The 25910-nt window shown below is 60.0% G+C and carries 27 protein-coding genes; 16 read left to right on the plus strand and 11 right to left on the minus strand.

Annotated elements, in window-relative coordinates; translation table 11 throughout:
* Positions 1-105: 105 nt before the first annotated feature.
* The gene (locus KW403_RS10405) at positions 106-840 is read left to right on the plus strand and encodes a sulfate transporter family protein (protein WP_223019424.1); all 735 of its coding nucleotides are present in this window, start codon (positions 106-108) and stop codon (positions 838-840) included.
* A 2-nt stretch (positions 841-842) separates the two neighbouring features.
* On the opposite strand, the gene nth is transcribed toward KW403_RS10405, so the two are convergent.
* Entirely contained in the window at positions 843-1583 is a 741-nt protein-coding gene (gene nth / locus KW403_RS10410; RefSeq protein WP_223019425.1) for an endonuclease III, read from the minus strand.
* A 21-nt stretch (positions 1584-1604) separates the two neighbouring features.
* Between nth and KW403_RS10415 the strand changes: the two genes are divergently transcribed.
* From KW403_RS10415 to KW403_RS10425, 3 genes are all read left to right on the plus strand, one after another.
* Positions 1605-2090, plus strand: coding sequence for a DUF2244 domain-containing protein (locus tag KW403_RS10415; protein WP_223019426.1), 486 nt, complete (start codon positions 1605-1607; stop codon positions 2088-2090).
* A 105-nt stretch (positions 2091-2195) separates the two neighbouring features.
* Complete coding sequence (locus KW403_RS10420) at positions 2196-3080, plus strand: methylated-DNA--[protein]-cysteine S-methyltransferase (protein WP_223019427.1); 885 nt, start codon at positions 2196-2198, stop codon at positions 3078-3080.
* 87 nt (positions 3081-3167) lie between these two features.
* Positions 3168-4064: a ribokinase gene (locus KW403_RS10425; RefSeq protein ID WP_223019428.1), complete on the plus strand. Its 897-nt coding sequence runs from the start codon at positions 3168-3170 to the stop codon at positions 4062-4064.
* 24 nt (positions 4065-4088) lie between these two features.
* Here KW403_RS10425 and KW403_RS10430 read toward each other — a convergent pair whose 3' ends face one another.
* The gene (locus KW403_RS10430) at positions 4089-5030 is read right to left on the minus strand and encodes a nucleoside hydrolase (RefSeq protein WP_223019429.1); all 942 of its coding nucleotides are present in this window, start codon (positions 5028-5030) and stop codon (positions 4089-4091) included.
* Positions 5031-5144: 114 nt separating this feature from the next.
* Here KW403_RS10430 and KW403_RS10435 point away from each other — a divergent pair, with 114 nt between their 5' ends.
* The 3 genes from KW403_RS10435 to KW403_RS10445 all read left to right on the plus strand — a co-directional run bounded on the left by KW403_RS10435 (position 5145) and on the right by KW403_RS10445 (position 7149).
* Entirely contained in the window at positions 5145-5570 is a 426-nt protein-coding gene (locus KW403_RS10435; RefSeq protein WP_223019430.1) for an Hsp20 family protein, read from the plus strand.
* Positions 5571-5678: 108 nt separating this feature from the next.
* Positions 5679-5936, plus strand: coding sequence for a BQ00720 family protein (locus tag KW403_RS10440; RefSeq protein WP_223019431.1), 258 nt, complete (start codon positions 5679-5681; stop codon positions 5934-5936).
* A gap of 157 nt (positions 5937-6093) precedes the next feature.
* Entirely contained in the window at positions 6094-7149 is a 1056-nt protein-coding gene (locus KW403_RS10445; protein WP_223019432.1) for a C45 family autoproteolytic acyltransferase/hydrolase, read from the plus strand.
* 50 nt (positions 7150-7199) lie between these two features.
* On the opposite strand, the gene ptsN is transcribed toward KW403_RS10445, so the two are convergent.
* The 6 genes from ptsN to lptC form a co-directional block, all read right to left on the minus strand.
* Positions 7200-7664: a PTS IIA-like nitrogen regulatory protein PtsN gene (gene ptsN, locus KW403_RS10450; RefSeq protein WP_223019433.1), complete on the minus strand. Its 465-nt coding sequence runs from the start codon at positions 7662-7664 to the stop codon at positions 7200-7202.
* 70 nt (positions 7665-7734) lie between these two features.
* Positions 7735-8310 carry a ribosome hibernation-promoting factor, HPF/YfiA family gene (gene hpf, locus KW403_RS10455; RefSeq protein WP_223019434.1) on the minus strand — a complete coding sequence of 192 codons (576 nt, stop codon included), beginning with the start codon at positions 8308-8310 and terminating at the stop codon, positions 7735-7737.
* Positions 8311-8532: 222 nt separating this feature from the next.
* Entirely contained in the window at positions 8533-10026 is a 1494-nt protein-coding gene (gene rpoN / locus KW403_RS10460; RefSeq protein WP_223019435.1) for an RNA polymerase factor sigma-54, read from the minus strand.
* A gap of 95 nt (positions 10027-10121) precedes the next feature.
* Positions 10122-10925 carry an LPS export ABC transporter ATP-binding protein gene (lptB, locus tag KW403_RS10465; protein WP_223019436.1) on the minus strand — a complete coding sequence of 268 codons (804 nt, stop codon included), beginning with the start codon at positions 10923-10925 and terminating at the stop codon, positions 10122-10124.
* Positions 10926-10931: 6 nt separating this feature from the next.
* Positions 10932-11489 (minus strand): LptA/OstA family protein, encoded by a 558-nt coding sequence (locus KW403_RS10470; RefSeq protein ID WP_223019437.1) that lies wholly within the window; start codon positions 11487-11489, stop codon positions 10932-10934.
* A 44-nt stretch (positions 11490-11533) separates the two neighbouring features.
* Positions 11534-12238 (minus strand): LPS export ABC transporter periplasmic protein LptC, encoded by a 705-nt coding sequence (lptC, locus tag KW403_RS10475; RefSeq protein ID WP_223019438.1) that lies wholly within the window; start codon positions 12236-12238, stop codon positions 11534-11536.
* 362 nt (positions 12239-12600) lie between these two features.
* Here lptC and sppA point away from each other — a divergent pair, with 362 nt between their 5' ends.
* The 9 genes from sppA to olsB all read left to right on the plus strand — a co-directional run bounded on the left by sppA (position 12601) and on the right by olsB (position 21534).
* A complete protein-coding gene (sppA, locus tag KW403_RS10480) occupies positions 12601-13563 on the plus strand; it encodes a signal peptide peptidase SppA (RefSeq protein WP_223019439.1) in 963 nt (320 codons plus the stop codon).
* Between the two features lie 75 nt (positions 13564-13638).
* Positions 13639-13929 carry an integration host factor subunit beta gene (locus KW403_RS10485; protein ID WP_223019440.1) on the plus strand — a complete coding sequence of 97 codons (291 nt, stop codon included), beginning with the start codon at positions 13639-13641 and terminating at the stop codon, positions 13927-13929.
* A gap of 39 nt (positions 13930-13968) precedes the next feature.
* Complete coding sequence (locus tag KW403_RS10490) at positions 13969-14295, plus strand: lipopolysaccharide assembly protein LapA domain-containing protein (RefSeq protein WP_223019441.1); 327 nt, start codon at positions 13969-13971, stop codon at positions 14293-14295.
* A gap of 98 nt (positions 14296-14393) precedes the next feature.
* Positions 14394-15422, plus strand: a complete 1029-nt coding sequence (locus tag KW403_RS10495) for an RsmD family RNA methyltransferase (RefSeq protein ID WP_223019442.1) — start codon at positions 14394-14396, stop codon at positions 15420-15422.
* Entirely contained in the window at positions 15419-16279 is an 861-nt protein-coding gene (locus tag KW403_RS10500) for a TrmH family RNA methyltransferase (protein ID WP_223019443.1), read from the plus strand. The genes KW403_RS10495 and KW403_RS10500 overlap by 4 nt, the downstream gene beginning before the upstream one ends.
* Positions 16276-16773 carry a signal peptidase II gene (lspA, locus tag KW403_RS10505; RefSeq protein WP_223019444.1) on the plus strand — a complete coding sequence of 166 codons (498 nt, stop codon included), beginning with the start codon at positions 16276-16278 and terminating at the stop codon, positions 16771-16773. The genes KW403_RS10500 and lspA overlap by 4 nt, the downstream gene beginning before the upstream one ends.
* Before the next feature lie 63 nt (positions 16774-16836).
* On the plus strand, positions 16837-17832 hold the full coding sequence (gene acuI, locus KW403_RS10510) for an acrylyl-CoA reductase (NADPH) (protein ID WP_223019445.1): 996 nt from the start codon (positions 16837-16839) through the stop codon (positions 17830-17832).
* A gap of 73 nt (positions 17833-17905) precedes the next feature.
* Complete coding sequence (locus tag KW403_RS10515) at positions 17906-20194, plus strand: PAS domain-containing hybrid sensor histidine kinase/response regulator (RefSeq protein ID WP_378596413.1); 2289 nt, start codon at positions 17906-17908, stop codon at positions 20192-20194.
* Positions 20195-20658: 464 nt separating this feature from the next.
* The gene (olsB, locus tag KW403_RS10520; protein WP_223019447.1) at positions 20659-21534 is read left to right on the plus strand and encodes a l-ornithine N(alpha)-acyltransferase; all 876 of its coding nucleotides are present in this window, start codon (positions 20659-20661) and stop codon (positions 21532-21534) included.
* Positions 21535-21575: 41 nt separating this feature from the next.
* Here the strand turns inward: olsB and KW403_RS10525 are convergent, their stop codons facing one another.
* The 3 genes from KW403_RS10525 to KW403_RS10535 form a co-directional block, all read right to left on the minus strand.
* Positions 21576-22412, minus strand: coding sequence for a DUF3037 domain-containing protein (locus KW403_RS10525; RefSeq protein WP_223019448.1), 837 nt, complete (start codon positions 22410-22412; stop codon positions 21576-21578).
* Entirely contained in the window at positions 22409-23215 is an 807-nt protein-coding gene (locus KW403_RS10530; RefSeq protein WP_223019449.1) for a HipA family kinase, read from the minus strand. Before KW403_RS10530 ends, KW403_RS10525 begins: the two co-directional genes overlap by 4 nt.
* A gap of 305 nt (positions 23216-23520) precedes the next feature.
* Positions 23521-25806, minus strand: coding sequence for an NADP-dependent malic enzyme (locus KW403_RS10535; protein ID WP_223019450.1), 2286 nt, complete (start codon positions 25804-25806; stop codon positions 23521-23523).
* Between the last annotated feature and the right edge of the window lie 104 nt (positions 25807-25910).

The raw sequence follows: 25910 nt of genomic DNA on the forward strand, positions 1-25910 counted from the left end.
TTGAACGGGATTTGCAAGCCGTAGCTGCGGGTCGATAGTCTTGCACCAGCCCTATGTCGCCCCTATCTCGAGCAGGAGATGACCATTGAAAGGCTTTGAACCCGAATGATCTTCGACGCGGCCCGCGCCGCAATCAGCCGTCTTTTTTCCAGAGAGTTTCGCAGCGTTTTCTTCAAGACACTTGGTCTGACGCTACTGGTGCTTGTGGGTGTCTGGCTGGGGGCCAAGGAGCTCTTCGAGTACATCGCGCTGCCATGGCTTGATGCATTCTTCCCCGACCTGCCTTCCTGGCTGGGCTGGATGAGCTTTGTCGCACTAATCGCTGCCGGGCTCGGGTTGGCGGCCGGTCTCTCGCTCCTGATCGGACCAGTGACGGCCGTGATCGCCGGCCTGTTTCTGGATGACGTGGCAGAAGTGGTCGAAAAGGAAGATTATCCGCAGGACGCGCCAGGCAAGGCGCTTCCTTTGGGTGCCGCTATCGCCACCTCGATCAAGTTTTTCGGTGTGATCATCCTTGGCAACATTGTCGCGCTTTTCCTGCTGCTCGTTCCGGGTATCAATATTCTCGCTTTCTTTCTCGTAAACGGCTATTTGCTCGGCCGAGAGTTCTTCGAGTTTGCAGCCATGCGCTTCCGCAGCGAGCCTGAAGCCAAGGCGTTGCGCCGGCGTCATGCGGGCACGATTTTCCTAGCTGGTCTCGTCATTGCGGGCTTTCTGGCCGTGCCCGTACTCAATCTTCTGACGCCGCTCTTTGCAGCCGCCATGATGGTGCATCTGCACAAGATGATCTCTCAAGAGGATGCGGCACGCGCAGTGCAGGGCTCAGCTCAGAACGGTTAGGGTCAGGCCTGCGGCGCCAGCTCCACAAGCGGCGCGGGAATATCGTTTGTCTTCTCCAGTGATTTGCAGATATCCGCAATCACGCAGGCCGTACAATCGGGCTTGCGTGCTTTGCAAACATAGCGCCCGTGCAGGATCAGCCAGTGATGAGCGTGGCGCATGAACTCGTCCGGTATGACCCTCACCAGCGTGTCTTCCACCTGTTCCGGCGTTTTGCCGGGGGCAAGCCCGATGCGATTGCCGATGCGCAGTATATGCGTGTCGACGGCCATGGTCGGCTGGCCGAATGACATGTTGAGCACCACATTGGCCGTCTTGCGGCCCACGCCTGGCAGCGTGACGAGCGCCTCGCGGTTGTCCGGAACCTGCGATCCATGGTCGCGGATCAGCGCCTCGCTGAGCGCGATGACGTTTTTCGCCTTGTTCCGCCACAACCCGATGGTGCGGATATATTCACCCACTTTCTCCTCGCCGAGGGCCAGCATCTTTTCCGGCGTGTCGGCCACCTTGAAGAGGTCGCACGTTGCCCTGTTCACACCTGCATCCGTCGCCTGCGCCGACAGGACGACGGCAACAAGAAGGGTGAAGGCGTTCACATGCTCAAGCTCGCCTTTTGGCTCTGGCCGCTGAACCGAGAAGCGACGGAAAATCTCGCGGATCTCCTCGGGCGAATAGGCGGTTTTGCGTTTGCGGGAGCGGGCGGGTTTGCGGGCCGCGGCAATTTTCTTCTTGGGCTTTTCCATGGTGCTTCTATAATCGGGATCATGTCCGAAACAAACAGCGCAGACGCTCCCGTTTTTCAGGCGTTATTGACGCCCTACCGCTCGCTCACGACACGCGGCTTCACCATATTGATGGGCATTCTGCTGCTTGTCTGGCTCACCATTGGAGCATTTTTTCTAAAGATCGGCGCCTGGCCGGTTTTCGGATTCTTCGGACTCGATGTTCTGGCGATCTATGTCGCTTTCCGGCTGAACTATCGCGCCGCACGCGTGCGCGAGGAAGTGCGCCTGTCGCGTACCAGCCTCGATATCCGCAAGGTGCCACCTTCGGGCAGGGCTGAAATGCACCATCTCAACCCGTTCTGGACACGGTTTCGCATTGACCGGCACGATGAGATTGGCATCACCGAAATGGCGGTTGAGACGCGCGGCAAGCGCGTGGCGCTTGGCAGTTTCCTGAACCCGGACGACCGAGAGAGTTTCGCCACGGCCTTCGGAAAGGCGCTGGCCACCGCGAAGGGGCGGTGAACTCGGCAGGAATCGGGTGGTTGACCGGGTTGAAAAACAGCATGGTCATGCTCAGGAAAATGTCATGTGGCACCAGCGTGAACGCGCGTGCCGGGAGTTAACGCCATGAACATGCAGACGGCTCTGTTGCAACGCGATGTGACGCCGGAAGGTAGCGATTACGAGATCGTGCGCCGAGTGATCGAGAAGATCAGTCTCGACTATCGGGACCAACCTTCGTTGGAAGAAATTGCAGATGAAGTAGGCGATACGCCGTACGGTCTGCAGAAACTGTTTACGCGCTGGGCTGGGCTGTCGCCCAAGGCGTTTCTGCAGGCAGTCACGCTCGACCATGCGCGCCGGCTGCTTGATTCGGGCATGCCGCTGCTCGACGCGGCGCTGGAACTTGGTATGTCCGGGCCGGGGCGGCTGCACGACCTGTTTGTGACGCATGAGGCAATCTCGCCTGGTGAGTACAAGGCGCGGGGCGCAGGGCTCACCATGCGCTACGGGTTCCACCTCTCGCCCTTCGGCCAGGCCCTTGTCATGATCACGGAGCGCGGTCTTGCAGGGCTTGCCTTTTGCGACCCCGGCGATGAACGCGTGGCATTCGAGGATATGGCGTCACGCTGGCCGAATGCCCAATATGAAGAAGACATGGCTGCCACCGCATCCTATGCGGCACGCGTGTTCGATCCCTCGCGCTGGCGCTTGGAAGAACCGTTGCGCGTGGTGTTGATCGGGACGGACTTCCAGGTGCGGGTGTGGGATGCGCTCTTGAAGATTCCGATGGGCCGCGCCTGCGCGTACTCCGACATTGCCGAGCGGATCGGCAAGCCGACCGCTTCACGCGCGGTGGGCGCGGCGGTAGGGGCAAATCCGGTTTCCTTCGTGGTGCCTTGCCATCGCGCCGTCGGCAAATCCGGCGCTCTTACGGGGTACCACTGGGGTTTGACGCGCAAACGCGCGATCCTTGGTTGGGAAGCCGGACAGCTCTGCCAGCCCGATTGAGTGGACCTGCGGTGCTGGAGTTCCTTAGGATTCCACGGCGCCGCAAAATGGTCTAGGTTCGCCCCCAAATTTGCGTGGGAGTGTGCCTTGATCGTTATCATCGGTTCCATCAATCTCGACCTGATCGCAACTGTTCATCGTCTCCCCAAGCCGGGTGAAACGGTGCCAGGCGATACATTCGTCACCGCACCAGGTGGTAAGGGGGCAAATCAGGCACTGGCTGCAAGGCGCGCCGGCGCGCATACCCGCATTGTCGGCGCCGTGGGCAACGATCCGTTTGCCGGCGAGGCGCTGGAGCTTTTGAAAGCGGCGGGCGTCGATCTTTCCGCGGTTCATCAAGCGAAAAGTGCCACAGGCACTGCGCATATTCTGGTGGACCGCGAGGGTGAGAATACAATTGCGGTGGTGCCGGGTGCCAATGCGGACGTCTTGCCGGGCCATGTGGCACAGGCAGTGCTCGCGGCCGGCAATCACGTGCTTCTCCAACTTGAGGTTCCCATTGAAACCGTGGCCGCCGCGCTTGAAGCAGCGCGCAAGGCCGAAGCAATTTCGATACTCAACACGGCGCCCTATCGGCCGGAGGCGGTAGAGCTGCTTGGGGGTGCGGATTATGTGGTGGCCAACGAAACGGAGTTTGATCTCTACGCGGATGCGCTCGCGCTTGAAGGCGAAGGCCGGCGTGCGCGCATGGAAGTATTTGCGGCAAAGACCGGTCGAACCGTTATTGTCACGCTTGGTGGTGAAGGTGCATGGGCAGCGACCCCGGAGGCCTTTGTTGCCTGTTCCTCCATGAAGATCACGCCCATAGACACGGTCGGTGCGGGCGACACGTTTTGCGGCTATCTGGCCGCAGGACTTTCCGAAGGGCTGGAGCTCGAACGGGCCTTGCGGCAGGCAACCGTGGCCGGAGCGCTGGCCTGCCTTAAGCCGGGTGCACAGCCGGCCATTCCGTTGCGCAGGGATGTCGATAACGCGGCAGCGTGAGTGGAAATTGAGCGCCGCCGCCGCTCATAACCGCGCCAGCCGCTCCGTCAGCAGCGTGAAGAAGCCATGAGCATCCAGGTCTCGCATGACAAGGGCGTTCTTCGGCCGATCGGTCACCTGCCACCAGTCGACCACAGTCATGCCCATGGTGAGTTCGGAGCCGGTCTCGACGGTTACATTGCAGAGGCGTCCCTTGAACAACTCAGGCTCGAGTAGGTAGGTGATGACACAGGGGTCATGCAGCGGCCCCCCATCGGTACCGTATTTCTCTTCATCGAAGCGCTCGAAGAATTCCAGCAGTTCAGCACAAGCCTCGCCGACCCTGGTGCCGAGACCTCGAATGGCGTCGATGCGCGCACGTGTCGTGAGAGCCTTGTGTGTGACGTCCAGCGGCATCATCACAATCGGAACACCCGAGCGCAGCACCACATCGGCCGCATGCGGGTCAACATAGATGTTAAATTCGGCCGTGGGCGTGACATTGCCACCCTCGAAGAAACCGCCCCCCATCAGGACGATTTCGCGGATACGAGAGGCTATCCGGGGCTCGCGGTTGAGCGCGAGCGCGATGTTGGTGAGGGGGCCGAGAGGGCACAGGGTGATGTCGCCCTCCTCATGATCCATCAGGGACTCAACGATGAAATCGACGGCGTGTTTTTCCTGCAATGGCATCTGAGGCGCTGGCAGGTCAGGCCCGTCGAGCCCGGTCCGACCGTGAACATGTTCTGCTGTTACCAGATCGCGAACCAGCGGGCGGTTCGCCCCCGCGAAAACTCGTGTCTTGGGTTTGCCAGCGAGTTCGCAGATTTTGCGGGCATTCTTCTCTGTCAGTGCCAGCGGCACGTTGCCGGCCACGGTCGTGATGCCCAACACATCCAGCTCCGGACTGCCCAGCGCCAGCAATATGGCCAACGCATCGTCCTGACCAGGATCCGTGTCGATAATGATCTTGCGCGCTGCCACCATGCAGAAGCTCCAATATGCTTGAAACGCGTGATTTGAGCGACCATATCAGTTGGGAAGAGAAAAATGCCAACCGGGTTTTTCTCTATCCACGTCGCTCTTTGAGGACTGTTTGAAATGACGCGTATGACTCCCTTCTCGAACCCGCTTCTGCTTGGGTTCGACAGTATGGAAAAAACGCTCGAGCGCATTGCGAAATCGGGCGATGGCTATCCGCCGTACAATATCGAGCGCATTCGCGCAGAAAATGAGCAGGGCGTTAGACTGCGAATAACGCTCGCCGTCGCAGGCTTCAGCGCAGATGATCTGGATGTTACGACGGAAGAGAACCAGCTTATTGTCCGCGGTCGCCAGGCGGATGAAGGCGAGCGCGAATACCTTCATCGTGGTATCGCGGCGCGCCAGTTCCAACGCATGTTTGTACTTGCGGAAGGGATGCGTGTTCTGAATGCCGAATTGAAAAATGGCCTTCTGTCCATTGATCTCGACCGCCCTGAACCTGAGCGGCTTGTACAAAAAATAAACATTTCCGTGAAAGACTGACATACTGGTCTTATTCGGGAGGACCCCGGGCGGGCTGACCCGTTCCGGAACCTTGGGCTCTTCAGCGGGTTGGTTTCATATGGAAACGCCTGCGCTAAGGAGGCTTGCATGACCGAACATGAGCTTAAATTGGCGATTACCCAGCAACAGCTTGCACACATTGGTGAAGGCGCAGTGGCATACATGCGCGAAATGAATGCCGAGGATCTGCAAGGCAAGTTCCCTGGTATGCCTGATTTGACGCCGGGCACCCGGTTATGGGCGCTTTTCGGTGCTGATGGGCAGCCAATTCTGCTGGCTGATGCACGCGATGCGGCGCTCGCAGGCGCGATGCAGAACGATCTGGAGACTGTCAGCGTTCATTGAGGCGGTGTTTGAAACGCGGCAGGGCGCGCTGAAGGTCGCGCGCCCGCTTCGCCCGCCCGCTTCGCCTTTGCACAAACGCTTTGCAGGCTTGACAGCAGGGTCGATCTTCCGGGGAATGTCTGACGCGCTTGTGGCGCACTAGAATTGGGGGGAGGCCATGCCGTTCAGCACAACCCGATTTCCGCTTCTGGATGTTTGGGGTGGGCCAAGACAAAGAGGACTTCAGATCGGCGCCGCCTTTGGCGATCGCATCGCCCAGACGCTCGCCCTCTACAAAGCATATTTCTCTCGGCCCGATGACGTCCTTCTACCTGTGGTAGCCCGTTTTCGTGCCGTTGTTGATGGCTTTGACCCGCGGTATTCGGCCGAAATCGAAGGTATCGCCGAGGGCGCAGAGGTCGATCCGTTATGGATCCACGCTCTTAATGCACGCAGTGAGCTTCTGGCGGCTGTTTCAGCCTCGGAGTGCACTGTTGTTCACTATACCGGGACACCCTTCGTCGGGCAGAACTGGGATTGGTCAGAGGAGCTTGAAGACCTCGTCGTGTTGGTCCGCTCTGAAGATGAGCGAGGTCGACGTTTTCTGACAATGACCGAGCCTGGCCTTCTGGCGAAAATTGGGTTGAACGATGCAGGGTTCTGCGTCTGTCTCAACTTCCTCCCCACTCCAAAGCCAACGAACGGGCTGCCCTCACACGTGCTTTTGCGCGCTCTCCTGGATGTAGGGTCCTGGGCAGAGGTCGAAGCAACGCTTGAGCGTGCCGGCACCGATCGGTCGCTGAACCTTCTGGTCGCCAGTGCGGATGGACGCTGCATAAACGTCGAGTATGAGGGGGATGCCGCGCGGCGCATGGAGGCAGGCAGGCCTGCCACGATCCACACCAACCACTATCTGACTTGCGATGCACCTGTGGAAGCTGAATTGTTGGAAAACTCAACAGCACGGCTCGATCGTGTCCGTGCGTTGACTGCCCATGGCTTCCCGGCCGACCTTGCACGACTTCAGTCGGTTCTGTCCGACCGGGAACATCCTGAACACGCCATCCTTGCACCCTACAGAGACAGCGACGGATTTCTGGGTCGAAAGGGCACAGTCTGCACTATTGCGATGAATCTGGCGCGAAGGCAGATGCATATCCGGCGGGGCAACGATCCCGAGAATCCGTTTCACCAGATACTGGTCAATGAAGTGGAAACAACCTTCTCAATGTGAGAAGGCCGATTTTGGACGGCACCGTCAACGCTGTTGTCACACGCGATTGTTCAGGCGGCGTTGGAAGCCGGCGCCTGTGCCAGAAAGCTGTGAATGGCGGCAGCATCTTTTGTGCCGCGGATCTTCGCCGTGTGCTCTGCGTCGCGCAGCACGCGCGCGATACGAGACAGCGCTTTGAGGTGATCCGCACCCGCCCCCTCGGGGGCGAGAAGCAGGAATACGAGGTCGACGGGCTGGTCGTCGATGGCCTCGAAATCGACCGGGGTCTCCAGGCGAGCGAACACGCCGGTGATGCGGTCGATTCCGGGTAGTTTGCCGTGCGGGATGGCGACACCATTGCCAACGCCGGTCGAGCCCAGACGCTCCCTCTGCAGGATGGTGTCGAATATCTCACGTTCCGGCAGGCCTGTTACGCCTGCCGCTTTCTCAGCCAGAAGCTGCAAGAGCTGCTTCTTTGAATTGGCCTTCAAGGCTGGGATCACGGCCTTCTGGTCGATCAGATCGCTCAGATCCATGTCTATGCATCCTCTGCTTTGTCTGTTCGCCGGTCATGCTGCATGACCGGCGCTGAGGCTGGCACGGAACCTATGCGCTTGCCACTTCCGATGGATCGATCCAACCGATGTTTCCATCAGCGCGGCGATAGACAATATTCACTTCGTTGTTTCCGGCATTGCGGAATACGAAGACGGGATTGTCCTTGGTGTCGAGCTCGATGACGGCGGAGGCAACAGACATGGTCTGTAACGCCATCTTCAATTCGGCGACCACGGTGGGCGCGTAATCTTCCGGGACCTCTTCTTCATCTTCGGCCACCGGCGCCATGACGCGATACGCAATATCCATCGGATCGACAGTCTGGCCGTTGCTGTGCGATTTCAGCCGGCGCTTGTAGCGGCGCAAGCGTTTCTCGATGCGCTCGGCGGCGGCATCGAAAGCGGATTGCGGCTCCTGCGCCTGGCCGGTGCCCTGCAACACCATGCCTGTGTCGAGATGAATCATACAATCGGCGGCAAAACGAGAACCCGACTTTTCAACCGTTACGCGACCGGCAAAACCACCATCGAAATATTTATCGATGGCTTCGCCGATCCGCTCCTCGATACGCGAGCGAAACGCCTCGCCGATGTCCATATGCTTTCCGGAAATACGTAAGCTCATCTGAAAACAGACCTTTCCTGATCAGACACCGAACGAATCGAGTTTATACGTGTGGCTTGCATGTACAAGGTGCCGCGGCGGATTGTGATGTAGTCGGCCGCGTATCCCTTCTTCGGTTGCTGGCACTGCGGACAAAAGTCGAAGGCTCTCAAGGCCTGATAGTCCATGCGGGCGGGCTTCTAGTGGCTTACATCGCCCTTGTCAATTCAAGGAATTGGCCATTCATCCTCTTGTGCCTGCCGTTGCAAGCATCTTCTTCTCACGCCGACGCTGCACCGACGAGGGAATATTGAGCGCTTCCCGATACTTGGCAACGGTACGACGTGCGATGTCGATGCCTTCTTCGCGCAGCCTATCCACAAGGGCATCGTCGGAAAGCACCGCTGATGGCGCCTCGGCATCGATAAGTGAACGAATGCGGTCACGCACGGATTCCGACGAGTGCGGGTCACCACCCGAAGCAGAGCCGAGTGCCGACGTGAAGAAATACCTCAGCTCGAATGTGCCGCGCGGCGTCATCATGTATTTGTTTACGGTCACGCGGCTGATCGTCGATTCATGCATCCCGATGGCTTCTGCCACAGTGCGCAGATTGAGCGGTCTCAGATGGCTGACACCGTAGACCAGAAACGCGTCTTGTTGGCGAACAATCTCGGAGGCCACTTTCACAATGGTCTTTGCCCGCTGGTCGAGGCTGCGGGCGAGCCAGTTGGCGCTTTGCAGGCATTCGCTCAGGAACTGGCGTTCGCCTTCGCGGGCCTGGCCGGCTACTGTCGCATAATACGACTCGTTCACGAGAACGCGTGGCAGCGTCTCGGGATTGAGTTCCACTGACCAGCCTCCACCATTGGTTGCTCTCACAACGATGTCGGGCACCACAGGGTCGGCTGTCCCGCCAGAGAATGCTAGCCCGGGCTTGGGGTCGAGCGCCCGAATTTCGGAGAGCATATCAGCCAGATCTTCTGCATCGACGCCGCACAGGCGTCCAAGTGTACGGAAATCACGCTTGGCCAAAAGCTCGAGATTGTTCACCATCGCTTTCATGGCGGGATCGTATCGATCCTGTGCGATCAGCTGCAATGCCAGGCACTCGGCCAGATTGCGCGCAAAGAGGCCAGGCGGGTCAAAAGTCTGGCAAATGGAAAGCGTTGACTGAACGGCTTCGGGCGCTGCGCCGACACGGTTGGTGAGCTCTTCTATGTCGAGGCTTAGGTAGCCTGCTTCGTCTAGCCCTTCTGCGAGTTCGTGAGCGATGAGCAGTTGCGCGGGATCGGTAAAGGCCAGCGCGATCTGGCCGTTGACATGGTCGCGCAGGGTAGGGGCAGCCGGCGTTGTGTTTTCCAGATCGAAGGCGGTGCCGTTGCTGCTTTGGAGCCCGTTGCCACTGGCCGACTTCCATTGGGCGGACAAGTCGAAGCTGATGTGCTCCCGAGTACCGGGATCGTCCGGAAACAAATTCTCCAGGGAGGAATCGAGTTTATCGGAGATGCCTTCAGCTGTGTTTTCGTGAGCCGCCTGTTCGTTTTGCCAGGTTTCGGGGCGTTCTTCGGCAGTGTCTTCGCCACGCTCCAGCAACGGATTCCGTTCAATTTCGGTATCCAGGAAGCGCTCAAGCTCCAAGTGTGTCATCTGCAACAGCTTGATCGATTGCAAAAGCTGCGGCGTCATCACGAGCGATTGCGACTGACGCAAATGGAGTTTTGGCGCAAGCACCATTAAAACCGGCCCCGATTGAGCCCGACAGGAGTGCCGGGAAGAAGTCGGATTCAATTGGCCCGACTTTTGCTTGTCAAGTTGAAAGAGGGGAATGGTTAAAGGGTGAAGCCTTCACCAAGATAAAGGCGGCGCACATCGGCGTTGCCGACAATGTCGTTGGGATGCCCGTGGGTGAGCACCTGCCCAGCGTGAATAATATAGGCCCTGTCGATCAATCCCAACGTTTCGCGCACATTATGATCGGTGATCAGAACGCCGATACCGCGGGCGGTAAGATGACGTACGAGCTGTTGAATGTCGGTCACGGCGATGGGGTCGATGCCGGCGAACGGCTCGTCGAGCAGCATGAAGTTGGGGCGGCTGGCAAGAGCGCGGGCGATCTCCAGTCTGCGCCGTTCGCCGCCGGAAAGCGCAACCGAGGGTGATTTGCGAAGATGGCTGATGTTGAATTCATCAAGAAGCGCGTCGAGATTTTTGTCGCGCTCCTTGCGGCTTGGCTCGACAACTTCAAGGATCGCGCGGATATTCTGTTCCACCGTGAGCCCGCGGAAAATTGAGGCTTCCTGAGGGAGGTAGCCGATTCCCAGCCGCGCGCGGCGATACATGGGCATCCCGGTGACGTCGTGCCCGTCGATGTGGATCGTGCCCTGGTCCACGGGAACAAGGCCGGTGACCATGTAGAAACAGGTGGTTTTGCCGGCGCCGTTGGGGCCGAGCAGGCCCACCGCCTCGCCTGCACGCACACCGATGGAAACCCCGCTGACCACCTGGCGGCCCTTGTAGGCTTTGGTCAAACCGCGCGCGATAAGCGTGCCCTTGTAATTGGGCAGCTTGCCACTGGCCGGATTCTCCGCTGCCGGCTGTTTTGCCGCCCGCCTCTTACGCAACTTTGAAATCAACGTGGATTACTGCCTGTTTTGGGAGCCAGGGGTGAGCAGCATCTTTACACGGCCGCCCGAGCCACCGCCTTTGCAGCCATCGAGTTTTGCCTGACCGCTCTTCATCTGCACAGTTAGACGGCAGCCGACAATGACATTCTCGCCCTCCGAAAGCACCACTTCCTCGCCCGAGAGCACGAGCACTTCGCTTGCCATGTCGAACGTGGCGCTGTCGCCGGTGGCGACCTGATTTTCCGATTTCACGTAGACATTGCCATCTACCTCGAGCCGGTCGATATTCGCGCTTCCGGTGGCGGCCGAACCGCCATCCTTCAGATAGTAGACCTTCATACGCCCCGCCTTGAGCAGGGTTGGACCCTGCACGACGGAGACATTGCCGGAGAAGACCGCGACATTCTCGCTCTCGCGCACCTCAAGGCGCTCGCTCTCGATCTGGATGGGCTTGTCGCCGGAGAGCTGGAGGCCCGTCAGGCGGCTCTGAGAATCCTGCGCAAAAGCGGCAGAGGACAATCCCGCGAGAAGGAGCACGCCAGAGGCGAGCCTTGAGAAGCTTCCGATCCGCATTGTGTTCCTCTCCATTACCTGGCCATCGCGCCGGTGACCGTGGTTCAATTTCCCGTTGCCGACGCTGTTTCGCGAAGCCGCGACGGGTCGATTGTAACGCGAACGCGTTTATCGAATACAAACACCTTGCCACCGTCTTCCGCCGCGAATGAATCGGCTGCAATCTTCGTTCCTTCAAGCTCGATTTCCACGGGCTTCGAAGAGGCGAGGCTGCTTTTCTCGATGTCGATTTCCGCAGAATCCAACGTGGCAACAATACCTGAAGTGGTGCGTAGCGAAATCTTGCTGGTGATGTCTAGGCGATTGTTGCTGCGATCGTAGATACCGTCACTCGCCTGGATGGTCGCAAAATTGTCAGCGTCCACCGGCACATGGGCACGAATGCCCTCCAGCTCGATGACATCCTTACCGCCCAGCTTCTGGCGGGCACGTTCGGCTGTCATCTTGTAAGGGCGATCGTCATTCGTAAAACCGTTCAGTTCAGGGCTGGACATGACCAGGGATCCACCCTCGATCGACGCGCTTGCCAAATCAATGGCTCCGCGCGTGCCCGAGAAGATGTAGGAATATCCGGCGAACACGACTGTGATGACAAGAGCGATTGCCGGAAGAACAAGCTTCAGAAAACGCACGCGCTGGGAATGCCTTGATGCCAGCTCGAACGCTTCCGCTCCGCGCTCGCTGCTACGGATTGCCTGACCACGCCCGCTTTTTGCCGCTCTGGCGCTGCTATTGACTGATTCGATCATTCTATTTTTCCGTGTGCGCTACAGCAGGCCAATCAATCGATTGGAGCTGAACCCTCCCGGACAATACCGCTCACGATCCGATGAGGAACGCACGATCCATGGGACGATACAACCCAACCGGGTTTGCGGCGGAAAAAGCGCAGCCGTAAAACCCCGAGTTCCAAACTCGCCCCTTCATACTCCATTCAATCCCAATATGGCTATTTTTGGATTAACGACAATGATTTAGGCGCAATTTCGCGCCTTTTTCGCCTATGACGTGTGCTCGCCGCAAAATCTTGTACAAAGACGGTGGCTCCAAATTGGCCTTTGCACTAAAAGGCGCTTGGTTTGGAACGGAACCAGGTGAAAGCGAGGATGTCATGTCCACTCGAGCGGATGAACTGATCGATCGGCGACGATTGCGGCGTAAGCTGACATTCTGGCGGGTCGTGGCCTTTGCCGTGATCGTGTTGGCGATCGCGTTCGCCACGCGGCAGATTATGGGAAGTGCCGTGGATGTTTCCGCGAGCCACATCGCTCAGGTCAAGATTTCCGGAACGATCTTCGAAGATGACGAATTGCTGGAGAGGCTCCAGCGCATCCGTGAAGCCCCATCGGTTAAAGGCGTGATCCTGACGATCGACTCACCCGGCGGCACCACGGCCGGGGGCGAGGCGATCTACGAAGAGGTGCGTCGCCTGGCCAGCGAAAAGCCGGTGGCAGCACAGGTGGGCACGCTGGCTGCGTCTGCTGGTTACATGATCGCAAGCGCCACCGATCATATTGTCGCTCGGCAATCCTCTATCGTCGGTTCCATAGGAGTCCTCTTCCAATACCCGGACGTCAGCGGGCTGATGGACAAACTCGGTGTGAAGCTGGAGGAGATCAAATCCTCGCCGCTTAAGGCAGAGCCTTCGCCTTTCAAGCCGACCAGCGACGAGGCTCGCGCCATGATCCGCGCCATGATTCTCGACAGCTACGACTGGTTCGTGGACTTGGTCACTGAGCGCCGGCCCTTGTCGCGGGAAGAGGTGTTGACACTTGCAGATGGTTCGGTTTTCACCGGACGGCAGGCGCTCGAGAACAAGCTGGTCGATGGGCTCGGCGGCGAACGGGAAGCCAAAGAGTGGTTGGTTTCCAAGGGGCTCAGCGATGATCTGAACGTGGTCGAATGGAAAAAGCGTGAAACAGCTGGCAGCTTCATTCTGCCTCAGATCGCTTCCCGTTTCCTCGGCGTGCCGGAAGGCGGTGCCGATATCCTGCGCGAGCTTGGTGCCGACCGCATCTTCCTTGACGGTCTCCTATCGGTCTGGCAACCTGAAATGAACAGGTTGACTGACTGAAAAAACAAACAAAATCATCTTTGTGTCACAGGCACATGGCGACAAACAGGGCAACTCAGCGGCGGAAAAGAATCCATGATCAAATCAGAGCTTGTGCAGACGATTGCCAATCGCAACCCGCATCTCTATCTCCGTGACGTGGAAAACATCGTCAACGCGATCTTTGAGGAAATTTCCGATGCGCTCGCGGAAGGACACCGCGTGGAGCTGAGAGGTTTCGGCGCGTTCTCCGTGAAGAATCGTCCGGCGCGCACCGGTCGCAATCCTCGCACTGGCGAGTCCGTCGAAGTGGAGGAGAAGTGGGTTCCGTTCTTCAAGACCGGCAAGGAATTGCGCGAGCGTTTGAACGATGAGAAGGACCAGTAATTCCTTTCTGAAGCGTCTACAATTTCACAGTGGATTGACATGTCCAACCGCATTATTCTTGTACTCATTCTCGTGCCGTTGGCGGTAATCATCATCGCGCTGGCTGTTGCCAATCGTGGTCTGGTGCCGTTCACGATCGATCCGTTCAATCCGGGTAATCCGGTCCTGACAGTCCAGTGGCCGCTCTTTGTCTATCTCTTCCTTTCCGTCGTTCTCGGGATGATCGGTGGCAGTCTAGCGACGTGGTTTCGCCAGGGGCGTTATCGACGCGATGCGCGTCAGCGCAAGAAAGAGGTCGACAAACTGCGCACGGCGCCCTCACCGTCCACTGGCAACGCGCCACACATCAGACATTCCCCTTCCTGAAAGTGTCTCTCATAGGCTTGGCAACCAAGCCTTGTGTTGCCTGAGAAATCTGCCTGTGGCAGAAGCGCGGGCATCGTAGCCCAATGGCGGAGTCCCGATTGAAGCCTGCGCGCGCCAAACGCCGGAACGACGACCGGCGCAACCCTAAGAATGAAAAGGCGTCAAGCGCCCAGCTGCAGCGCCAGTCCGCGCCGGCTGCGCGCCCAACGCCACCCCGCCGCAAAGGCACACTGCCAGATGAGCGTTTGCCGGTCATTCTAGAAGTGTTGCCGAATGATGATTATGCGCTGCTCGATTCCGGCGGAGGGCAGAAGCTCGAACAGTACGGTCCCTATCGAATCGTGCGGCCGGAGGGGCAGGCGATCTGGCAACCTGCGCTTGGCCCGGCGGAATGGAACAGGGCGGATGCCATCTTTACCGGCGATACGGACGAAGAAGGCATGGGGCGCTGGCGCTTCCCCAAGGAGCCGTTGGGTGAGACATGGCCGATGCGCCATGAAGGGATCGACTATCTCGGACGATTTACCTCGTTTCGTCATGTGGGAGTATTTCCCGAGCAGGCGACCCACTGGTCCCATATGGAGACGCTGGTGCGCGAGGCGCGCCGCCCGGTGAAGGTGCTCAATCTGTTTGGCTATACGGGGCTTGCTTCGCTGGTTGCGGCCCGTGCGGGGGCTGAAGTGACCCATGTGGACGCTTCCAAGAAGGCGATTGGCTGGGCACGCGAGAACCAGGAAATGGCCAGGCTCGGCGACAGGCCGATCCGCTGGATTTGCGAAGATGCGGTGAAGTTTGCTGCACGCGAGGCGCGACGCGGCAATGCCTATGACATCGTTCTGTTCGACCCGCCCGCTTATGGGCGCGGGCCCAAGGGCGAGGTGTGGCAGCTGTTCGAGGATCTGCCCTATCTGGCTGATCTCTGTCGATCGATCCTGACACCCAACCCGCTGGCAGTGGTGCTGACGGCCTATTCCATCCGAGCGTCCTTTTTTGCCATCCACGCCCTGATGCGCGACACATTCGCCGGCGATGGTGGCCGGGTGGAATCGGGGGAACTCATTATCCGCGAGAAGTCGGCCGGCCGCGCCCTGTCCACCTCGCTGTTTTCGCGCTGGGTAGCATCATGAGCGGACATGAGAACGAGCGGCGCAGGCCGGGCCAGGTAAAGGAAGTCACCAGCCTCACCAATCCGATCATCAAGGACATTCGCGCGCTGGCGCAAAAGAAATACCGCGACCGTGAACACGCCTTCATCGCCGAGGGGCAGAAGCTGGTGATCGACGCGTTCGATGCCGGCTGGACAATCCGCACGCTGCTTTATGCCAAGGCGGGGCGCGGCAATGAGGCGGTGGAGCGGCTGGCCGCGCGCACCGTGGCAACCGGCGGTCTTGTTCTGATCGTCAGCGAGAAGGTCTTGTCGACCATCACCAAGCGCGACAATCCGCAGATGGTTCTCGGCGTCTTCGAGCAGAAGACGGTTAAGCTTGAAACCTTAAAACCCGCCGATGGCGAGGTCTGGGTGGCGCTCGACCGGGTCCGCGACCCCGGCAATCTTGGCACGGTTCTGCGCACTGTGGACGCTGTGGGTGCAAAGGGTCTTATTCTGGTTGGCGACTGCACCGACCCGTTTTCCTTCGAGACGGTCCGGGCCACGATGGGCTCCATTTTCGCTGTGCCCATCGTGCGTGCAAATGAGCAGGCGTTCCTCTCGTGGCGGAAAGGCTTTTCCGGTCGGGTCGTAGGCACCCATCTGAAGGGATCTGTCGATTATCGCACCGTCGATTACACGAAGGGTTCGATCCTGCTCTTGATGGGCAATGAGCAACAGGGCCTGCCGGACCGGCTTGCCGAAAGCTGCGACACGCTCGTGCGTATTCCGCAGGCGGGGCGGGCGGATTCGCTCAATCTCGCCGTGGCAACGGGCGTGATGCTCTATGAAATCCGGCGCGCGGCGCTGCCGCTTGAAGAAAGGGCGGACGCATGAGCGCGCGCGCGATCGGGTTCTACGCGCTGCTGATCGTGCTCTTCACGGTCGCAGATCAGGTGGTGAAGGAAGTGGTCGAGACGATGATGCCGCTGCATGAGCGGATCGAGCTTCTGCCGTTCCTCTCGCTTCTGCATTCACGCAACACCGGCATTGCCTTCTCCATGTTTTCCGGCATGAGTGACATGGCACTGAGCCTCGTGATGGCAGGCGTGATCCTGTTCATCGGGTATCTCGCACTGCGCACGGGGGCCGCGCAAACATGGGCACGGCTCGGCTTCGCGCTCATTCTGGGTGGGGCATTCGGCAATCTCATCGACCGGCTCACCAACGGTTTCGTCACCGACTACATCTATTTCCACACGCCGGTCTGGTCGTTTGCGATCTTCAATCTGGCCGATGTGTTCATCACCATCGGTGCGGGACTTGTCATCCTCGATGAGTTTCTCGACTGGCGGCGCGGCCGCTCGGGCGGCGAGACGCACGCGGATTGACCTCGCGCCCGCTGCGCCGCAAAGTCTGCCATCATCGATGACCGTAACCAGCCGGAGTGAGTGATGGCGGACACGTTTCAAGCGGTTCTGATTTCGCGCGACGAGGACAAGAAGCAATCCGTCGACTGGACGGAGCTTTCCGAAGACGATCTGATGGAGGGCGACGTTACAGTCGCCGTGGAGGCGACCACCGTCAACTACAAGGACGGGCTCGCCATCACCGGCAAGGCCCCCGTGGTGCGGCGCTTTCCCCTCGTACCGGGCATCGATTTCGCCGGCACGGTGACGAAATCCACCCATGACGGCTGGAAAGAGGGCGACAAGGTCATTCTCAATGGCTGGGGCGTGGGCGAGACGCATTGTGGCGCCTATGCCGGGCGCGCGCGGGTGAATGGCGACTGGCTGGTGCCGCTGCCCGATGGCATGACCCCAAAGGACGCGATGGCCGTGGGCACTGCCGGCTATACGGCCATGCTGTGCGTGATGGCGCTGGAGCGCCACGGCATCACCCCGGAGCGCGGGCCGGTGGTGGTGACGGGGGCTGCCGGCGGTGTCGGCTCGGTCGCCATCGCGCTTCTGGCCGGGCAGGGGCATCACGTGATCGCCTCCACCGGCCGCGCATCCGAAGCCGATTACCTGAAGGAACTGGGTGCATCAGAAATCATCGACCGGGAGGAGCTTTCCGGTCCCGCCCGTCCGCTCGGCAAGGAGCGCTGGGCCGGCGGCGTCGACGCGGTGGGCAGCCACACGCTCGCCAATATGCTTTCCATGACCTCCTATGGTGGCGCGGTGGCGGCCTGCGGGCTGGCGCAGGGCATGGACCTGCCGGCCAGTGTCGCGCCGTTCATCCTGCGCGGCGTCTCGCTATTGGGCGTTGATTCCGTCATGGCGCCGAAGGAGCTGCGCATAGAGGCCTGGCAGCGCATTGCCAAAGAGCTCGACCACAAAAAGCTTGGCGCGATCGCAAGCGTCGTGCCGTTCAGCGAGGTGATCACGGCGGCAACGGACATCATCGAGGGCAGGGTGCGCGGGCGCGTGGTGGTGGAGATGCCCGGTTAAGCCATTCGCTAAAATTCGAACGGCCAGCCAAAAGCTTCTGTAATGCCCGCCGCCTATTGTCTGCGCCATGACAATGGCGGGGAAAAGCAAAGGCGACCCGAAGCCGGCAAAGACGCTCCCCCGGGAGCGGCAGCCGCGCAAGAGGATCCGCATCAGGCCACCGGCGCTGGCGCCGGTGCGGCTTCCCGTGCCGACGCATCATGGCGAATTGGCCATCGGCCTGGCAATTCTTCTGATTGCGGGGCTCGGCCATCTGACCGGTGCCTCGCCGCTTGTCAGCATGGCGCTTCTGGCACTGGGTGGTGTTGCGCTGGCGCTCGCTCTTCGCGCGTCGATGGTGGATCGACGCATGGCATCGGTTCTGGCCGAATCCGAAGCGGTCAATCGCGGCGAGCTCGAAGAACTGGCCGACCGCATGTGGGAGCTGCGCGAAAGCGAGGAGCGCTTTCACGGGCTGGTGGATGCGCTGGGTGACCTAATCGTCCACCGCGATCGCAGCGGCCGCATCGTCTATGTGAACCGCGTTTTCGCCGATCTTCTGGGCCGCGACCCTTCCACCCTGGTGGGCCGCAAACTGAGCCAGCTCGGCATCGACATCGGCCTTGTGCCGGATGCCGCCTTCACCGATGGCGAATGTTTGAGCTCCACCGATGTGGCGATCCACACGCGTGGCGGGGTGCGCTGGTATTCATGGATCGAGCACTCGGTGCGCGACGACAGCGCGGATTCGGTGTCGCACCGGGCCATTGCGCGCGACATCACCGCCCGCAAGCGGGCCGAGACGGCGCTGATCAACGCGCGCGAACGCGCCGAGCAGGCAAGCCGTGCGAAATCGAGCTTCCTTGCCACGGTGAGCCATGAAATCCGCACGCCGATGAACGGCATCATGGGCATGGCGACGCTTTTGGCCGACACGGAACTGACGCCCGAGCAGCGCACCTATGTGGGCGCGGTTTCCACTTCGGCCGCCGCGCTTGTGGCGCTGATCGAGGACCTGCTCGACTATTCCAAGATCGAGGCGGGGCGGCTGGAACTGGAGCCCCAGGCGCTTCCGCTGAACGAGCTCGTGGAAAACGTGGTCGAGCTTCTGGCCGCGCGCGCTTTCACAAAGAACGTCGGCCTTGGCTGCTACATCGCGCCGGATGTGCCCGAAACCATCACGGCGGATCCGGGTCGGCTGCGCCAGGTGCTGATCAACCTCCTCGGCAATGCGCTGAAATTCACCGATGAGGGAGGGGTGACGGTCGCTGTCTCGCGGGCGGAGAAGAATGGCGCGCCGGCGCTGCGGATTGCCGTTTCCGATTCCGGCCCCGGGCTCGAAAAGGACGACATCAACCGCATTTTCAAGGATTTCGAACAGGTGGACGGCAGCTCCACCCGCCGCCATGGCGGCGCGGGGCTCGGCCTTGCCATCACCAAGCGCATTGTCGACGCGATGAATGGCGCAATCAGCGTGGCGAGCACGCCGGGCGAGGGCTCGGAATTTGCCGTGCTCCTGCCGCTGGGCGCGGAGGCGGACGAGGCGGGGCGTGTCGAGCCGGTGCTCGAAGAGGTCAACGCCGTCATTCTCTCGCCCTTCGTGCAGGAGGCCGAAACCATCGCCATGACTATGCGTGTCCATGGCGGGCGCGCGGCGATCGCCGCCACTGCGGAGGATGCGGCACGGCTCGCCGAAGAGAGCGGCCGGCCGTTCAACACGGTGCTGGTCGACGCCTCGCTTGAAAGCGACGATGGCGCGCTGATCACCCGTCTGCACGCGCTTGGCGTGGGCGGAGACCGCGCGCTGACGCTGATCACGCCATCGGAGCGCGGGCGGCTTCCCGCGTTTCGCGCCAGCGGCTATGGCGCGTTTCTCGCCCGGCCCGTGCGGGGCAGGACGCTGCTGCGCCAGCTTTTGGGCAGCAAGAGCGAGGCCACCTGGCCGGCTGCGGAAACGCATGATCGCACACATGATGCCGGGACCATGGGCCGGCGCGCGGGCGGGCTCAATATTCTGGTCGCCGAGGACAACGAGATCAACGCCATGCTGGCGCGCGCTACACTGTCTCGCGCGGGGCATCGGGTCACGCTCGTTTCCAACGGGCGCGAGGCGGTGGAGGCGGTGAGCGCGCCGGGCACACGCTTTGATGCGGTGCTGATGGACCTGCACATGCCGGTGATGGACGGGCTCGACGCCATCAACGCCATCCGCCGGCACGAGGAGGAAACCGGGCTGGCGCCACTGCCCATCCTCGTTCTCACCGCCGACGGGCAGGAGGAGACGCGCAGCGGCGTGCTTGCCCATGGCGCCAATGGCTTTGTCACCAAGCCGCTCGACCCGGACGAACTTCTGGCCGCGCTGGAGCTGCAGGTCACGGCCTGAAAACAGGGTGGGGACAGACCGGCTCGGCGCCCGCTGTGACGGCCTTCTTCTTCCGCCCCCGCTCGCGGGGAGAAGGGGGCGCAGGCGCTGGTGTTTTTCCACAGTCGCGGCATCGCCGTGCCTTCACCCTCATCCTGAGCTTGTCGAAGGGCGGGGGTGAAGGCATGCCCCACGCTCTCCGCCGCTGCACTACATGCCGCCCTCTCCCTTCGCCCTTCGGCAAGCTCAGGACGCTCAGGATGAGGGGTGTGTGTGGCTTCCCCTCCAAGCACCGCTTCATCCCGGCCTGACCCGGGACCCATTGAGAAGCAGAGCCGGGTTCCGCAGAAGGCGCTGCCGGCGGAGCGGGGACGGTGCCCGGCCCCAACACCCGCTTGCTGCTAACCTCCCGTGACGGTAGTGTCATAGTTCTGTCGCAAGCGATCATTATTTCAGCTTCAACGCCAAGCGGAGGAGCAACAGCTATGCAGGGCATCACGCTGAACCGGACGCCTCTCGATGACAAGGCCGCAAGGCCGCCGCTCCCCGGCGATGCCGAGGACGCGCTTCTGGGCCGCATCGGCGCGCTCGAAGTGCGCCTTGCGCGCAGCGAGGAGGAGATTGCCGCGGCCCAGAGCATTCGCTACCGGGTTTTCTACAATGAGATGGGCGCGAAAGCGCCGCTCGGCGCGCTGAGTGCCGACCGCGATGCGGATGCATTCGATGCCGTGTGCGACCATCTTCTGGTGTTCGACACCGCGCTGCCGGGCGAGGATGTGGACCGCATCGTCGGCACCTACCGGCTTCTGACGCCGGAGGGCGCGCGCCGGGCCGGAAAATTCTACTCCGCAGACGAATTCGCCATCGAAACGCTGATGGCCCGCCATCAGGGCCGCCGCTTTCTGGAGCTTGGCCGCTCCTGCGTTCTGCCGCCCTACCGCACCAAGCGCACGATCGAGCTTCTGTGGCAGGGCATCTGGGCCTATTGTCGCAAGAAGCGCATCGACGTGATGATGGGCTGCGCCTCCTTCCCCGGCGTCGTGCCGGCGGCCCATGCGGAGGCGCTCTCCTTCCTCGGGCATTTTTGCCAGGTGGAGGCCGAATGGCATGTGCGCGCCGTCGCCAGCCGCTACGCCCCGCTCGACCTGATGCCGAAGGAAGCGATCCAGACCCGCTCGGCGCTTGCCGCCATGCCACCCCTCGTCAAAGGCTATCTGCGCCTCGGCGCACGCTTTGGCGATGGCTGCGTGATCGACCATGATTTCGGCACCACGGATGTGTTCGTGGTCCTGCCGGTGGAGGCGATCTCGGACCGGTATATTAATTATTACGGGGCCGAAGCGCAGCGTTTTGCGGCTTGAGGGGGCTGCCGGGAGGCCACTAATGTTGAATGCCACGCTAGTCAGTGACTAGCGTGGATCTTGTCAGCCAAGCGATCTGCAAGGTTGTCCATCTCGCTCTCAGGAATAATCTCTGGATCAAGCGGGGCGTCGTGCAGAAATTCCAGTGCTCGTTTGTAAGCTGGTAACATTTTTTTGTCAGTGGGCTCCCCAACGAGAAAGTACGTCTTGAAGTTTTCTGTTCCTTTTGAGAGGCCAACTAAGGTGCCAACCCAACGGGCGGCTTTGTCCTGAACTCCCTCTTCCGTGGTCAAGTCGAAAGAAAGTGGTTGTATGCAATGCCATTTCCCATTCTTCCAAGCGTGTTCGAATTCAACTTCGTTTCGTGGTGATCGAATAACCTTTTTCTTAAATATACCTTCGATCTTTCGTTCCAATAGTTTATCGCGAAATGGCTTCCATATATCACTATCAGCTCGACGGTGGACGGTTTCCTCATCGTATTGGCCGATAAAGCGTTGGTGGAGGTTTTCAAGCGTTTTATCGGGATCAGCCGTCACACCTGCACCCATCTCACTCCAAACAAGAGAGCTGTCATCAGCAGCGACAACTTTGTGGCCAAACGAGAGTGCGTTCATATCCCTTGACAATAGGTCGTTTGTCTGGCCGTTTTTTGTGATCTTTGCGAATGCGCGTTCAATCTGTCGAATGTCGTGGCGAAGCGCCGAACCGCTAGCCGTGGGGAAAACCTTTGTGATCCGGCTAAGTGCTTTCTTGAATTTCGATCCGAGATAACCGCTTTTGGGTGCGTAGAGAATAACGCCGATGTTAATCTGTTCTCCGGCGATCGCGTCGTGTCGGTACCTCAATATGGCGTATGTGTATGGCTCTCTTATCATGACAGCACTCTTTCGACCTCTCGGATGCAATGATCAATCTGATCCCTGACCCTTTTAATATGTTCTAACGCCTCGGTTATGAAAGGGCGAACCCCATCCCATTCGCTTGGGAGTACAGCGTCATATTGCGCCAACCTCACATCTGACAAGTCTGCCCACTGAGCTCTTATTGGCGTAAGGTCGAGTTCTCTTTTTCCCGATAGCTGTTGAGCAAAAATGTGTTCACTGTCGGCCCCATAATTGCACATCATGGCAAGGTTGCCTGGCGACCATGGTTCACAACGGGGAAACAGCTTCATCCGAAAACGAAATGCACTCTCGTGATCGATCAACCGCCAGAGCTGATCCTTTACGAGCATGTTCGAGTTCCTCGGACTACGGTCACTGTTACCTATAAAGCCGTCGAACGCCAATACCGATATCGCCTGATCGATCTGATTTCTAGATAGTCGATCAGAGGGAAGCCATCGTCTCCATTGTACTCCGGCGTGTTCTGAGCCGAACGCTACAGGGCACGAATTTTGGAGGCGCATCTTTAGCGAAGGATCGGTCACCGCTTCGAGAAAATCTCTGTCAATTCTCACCAAAAAAGGTTTACACACCGGTAATCCTAAATCCGCAGCCAAAAGAGATCCGATTAATTCGTTTGCAAGGCCTTCGATACTGCATTCAGGGCCATCTGAAACCTTCAGAACGATCTCGTGTTCATTTTCAAGGTTATCCAAAACTGCTGCTCTAAGTGGTTTTGTTCTTCCGACTTCTGTCGGACGGTCAAGGCGGCTTAATCTCGTTTCACAGATCACAGCGCCCCGCTCCCGATTTCCTCTGGATCATATGCTCCCCCCACCCCATCGGATGTTTAGTATCCGATAATGTGACGGGAATATAAAAATATGTCCAACATTAGATGTACTCGCAGCGTCGGAAAATTGATTAATAACTGGCTTGAAATTTTCTCAGGTACTGTGGTGTACCAAGGGGGAGAAAGCCGATGCAAGTACACTCACTTAGTGGCTAGCCATTCAAGCTTTAGGCCTATCTAGCGCTGCCTATGGTCGTCTTGAAGTCCGCTTTATCGTAAAATTCCTCTACCGCTATCACTCCCCCATCACCCCCCGGCATTATAAGCCGCAATCGCCGCCATGTTCACGATATCGGAATCCTTCGCGTTGAGCGAAACCACCTGAACAGACTTGTTCAGCCCCACCAGAAGCGGGCCGATGACGGTGGAGCCGCCCAGTTCCTGAAGCATCTTCGTGGAGATGGAGGCGGAGTGGAAGGCAGGCATGACCAGCACGTTGGCCGGGCCCGACAGGCGGCAGAAGGGATATTGCTGCATCAGGTCCGGGTTCAGCGCCACGTCTGCGGCCATCTCGCCATCATATTCGAAATCGACCCGGCGCTTGTCGAGGATCTTCACCGCCTCCTGCACACGCTCGGAGCGTTCGCCCGGCGGGTGGCCGAAGGTGGAATAGGCGAGCATCGCCACGCGCGGCTCATAGCCCATGCGGCGGGCCTGCCCTGCGGCCTCCTCGGCAATGTCGGCCAGCTCCTCGGAATTGGGCATGTCGTGCACCGCCGTGTCGGCCACGAGCACGGTGCGCCCGCGGCACAGCGCCAGCGTGACGCCGATCACCCGGTGGCCGGGGCGCGCGTCGATCACGCGGCGCACATCGTCGAGCACGGTGGAATAGTTGCGCGTCACGCCGCTCACCATCGCATCCGCATCGCCCAGCGCCACCATGGTGGCGGCGAAGTGGTTGCGGTCGTTGTTGATCAGGCGCTGCGCATCGCGGAAGAGATAGCCCTTCCGCTGCAGGCGCTCATAGAGATAGTCGGCATAGATGCTGTTGCGGCGCGAAAGCCGCGCATTGATGATCTCGATGCCGGATTTGGAAAGATCCACGCCCGCCTGCCGCGCCGTCTCACGGATCTGCTCTTCCCGGCCGAGCAGGATGGCGGTGCCGAGCTTCTGGTTCACATAGGAGGCGGCAGCCCGCATCACCTGTTCTTCCTCGCCCTCGGCGAAGACCACACGCTTGGGCTGGCGGCGCACCCGATCGTAGATGCGCTGGAGCGTCGAGGCGAGCGGGTCGCGGCGGGCCGAAAGCTCGTTTTCGTATTTCTGCATGTCGAGGATGGGGCGGCGGGCAACGCCCGAATCCATCGCCGCCTTTGCGACAGCCACCGGCACCGCCGAGATGAGGCGCGGATCGAACGGCACGGGGATGATGTAGTTGGGGCCGTATTTGGGGCGGTTGCCCTGATAGGCGGCGGCCACATCGTCCGGCACGTCCTTGCGGGCAAGCTCGGCCAGCGCCTCGGCGGCGGCCACCTTCATCGCGTCGTTGATGGTGGTCGCGCGCACATCGAGCGCGCCACGGAAGATATAGGGGAAGCCGAGAACATTGTTCACCTGGTTGGGATAGTCCGAGCGACCCGTCGCCATGATGGCGTCGGTGCGGATTTCGGCCACTTCCTCCGGCGTGATCTCCGGGTCCGGATTGGCCATGGCGAAGATGATCGGGTTTTTCGCCATGGATTGCACCATGGCCGGCGTCAGCGCGCCCTTGGCCGAAAGGCCGAAAAACACATCCGCCCCTTCCAGCGCCTCGGCCAGCGTACGCCTGTCGGTTTCGACGGCATGAGCGGATTTCCACTGGTTCATGCCTTCCTCGCGGCCCTTGTAGACCACGCCCTTCGTGTCGCAGAGGAAGACGTTTTCCGGCGCGAGACCAAGCGATTTGGCAAGCTCGATACAGGCGATACCGGCAGCCCCCGCGCCATTGCAGACAAGCTTGGTCGTCTTGATGTCGCGGTCGGTGAGGTGCAGCGCGTTGATGAGGCCGGCGAGCGCGATGATGGCCGTGCCATGCTGGTCGTCATGAAAGACGGGGATGTCCATCAGCTCGCGCAACTGGCTTTCGATGATGAAGCACTCGGGCGCCTTGATGTCTTCCAGATTGATGCCGCCGAAGGAGGGGCCGAGCAGCTTGACGCAGTTGACGAAGGCGTCGGCGTCTTCCGTGTCGACTTCCAGATCGATGGAATCCACGTCGGCGAAGCGTTTGAAAAGGACGGACTTGCCCTCCATCACCGGCTTGGAGGCAAGCGCGCCCAGATTGCCAAGGCCGAGGATCGCCGTACCGTTGGAAATGACGGCCACCATGTTGCCGCGCGTGGTGTAGTCGAAGGCGCGGCTCGGGTCTTCGGCAATGGCCTGAACGGGCACGGCCACGCCCGGAGAATAGGCGAGTGACAGGTCGCGCTGTGTCGCCATCGGCTTTGTGGGGGTGATTTCCAGCTTGCCGGGTCTGCCGGATGAGTGGAAGTCCAGCGCTTCCTGCGGGCTGACGGATGGTCCCTGACGTTCGGACTTTTTATCGTTGGGCATGTCGGCTTGTTTCCTCCGGGAGACGGGCTCTGGCTTATGCTTTCTGTGGAGTTTTGCCAGTGACGGGTGCATAAGGCTACACTTTTGCCCAGTAAATGGCCAAG

The organism is Nitratireductor kimnyeongensis (genome assembly GCF_019891395.1).
GTDB classification, from domain to species: domain Bacteria; phylum Pseudomonadota; class Alphaproteobacteria; order Rhizobiales; family Rhizobiaceae; genus Nitratireductor; species Nitratireductor kimnyeongensis.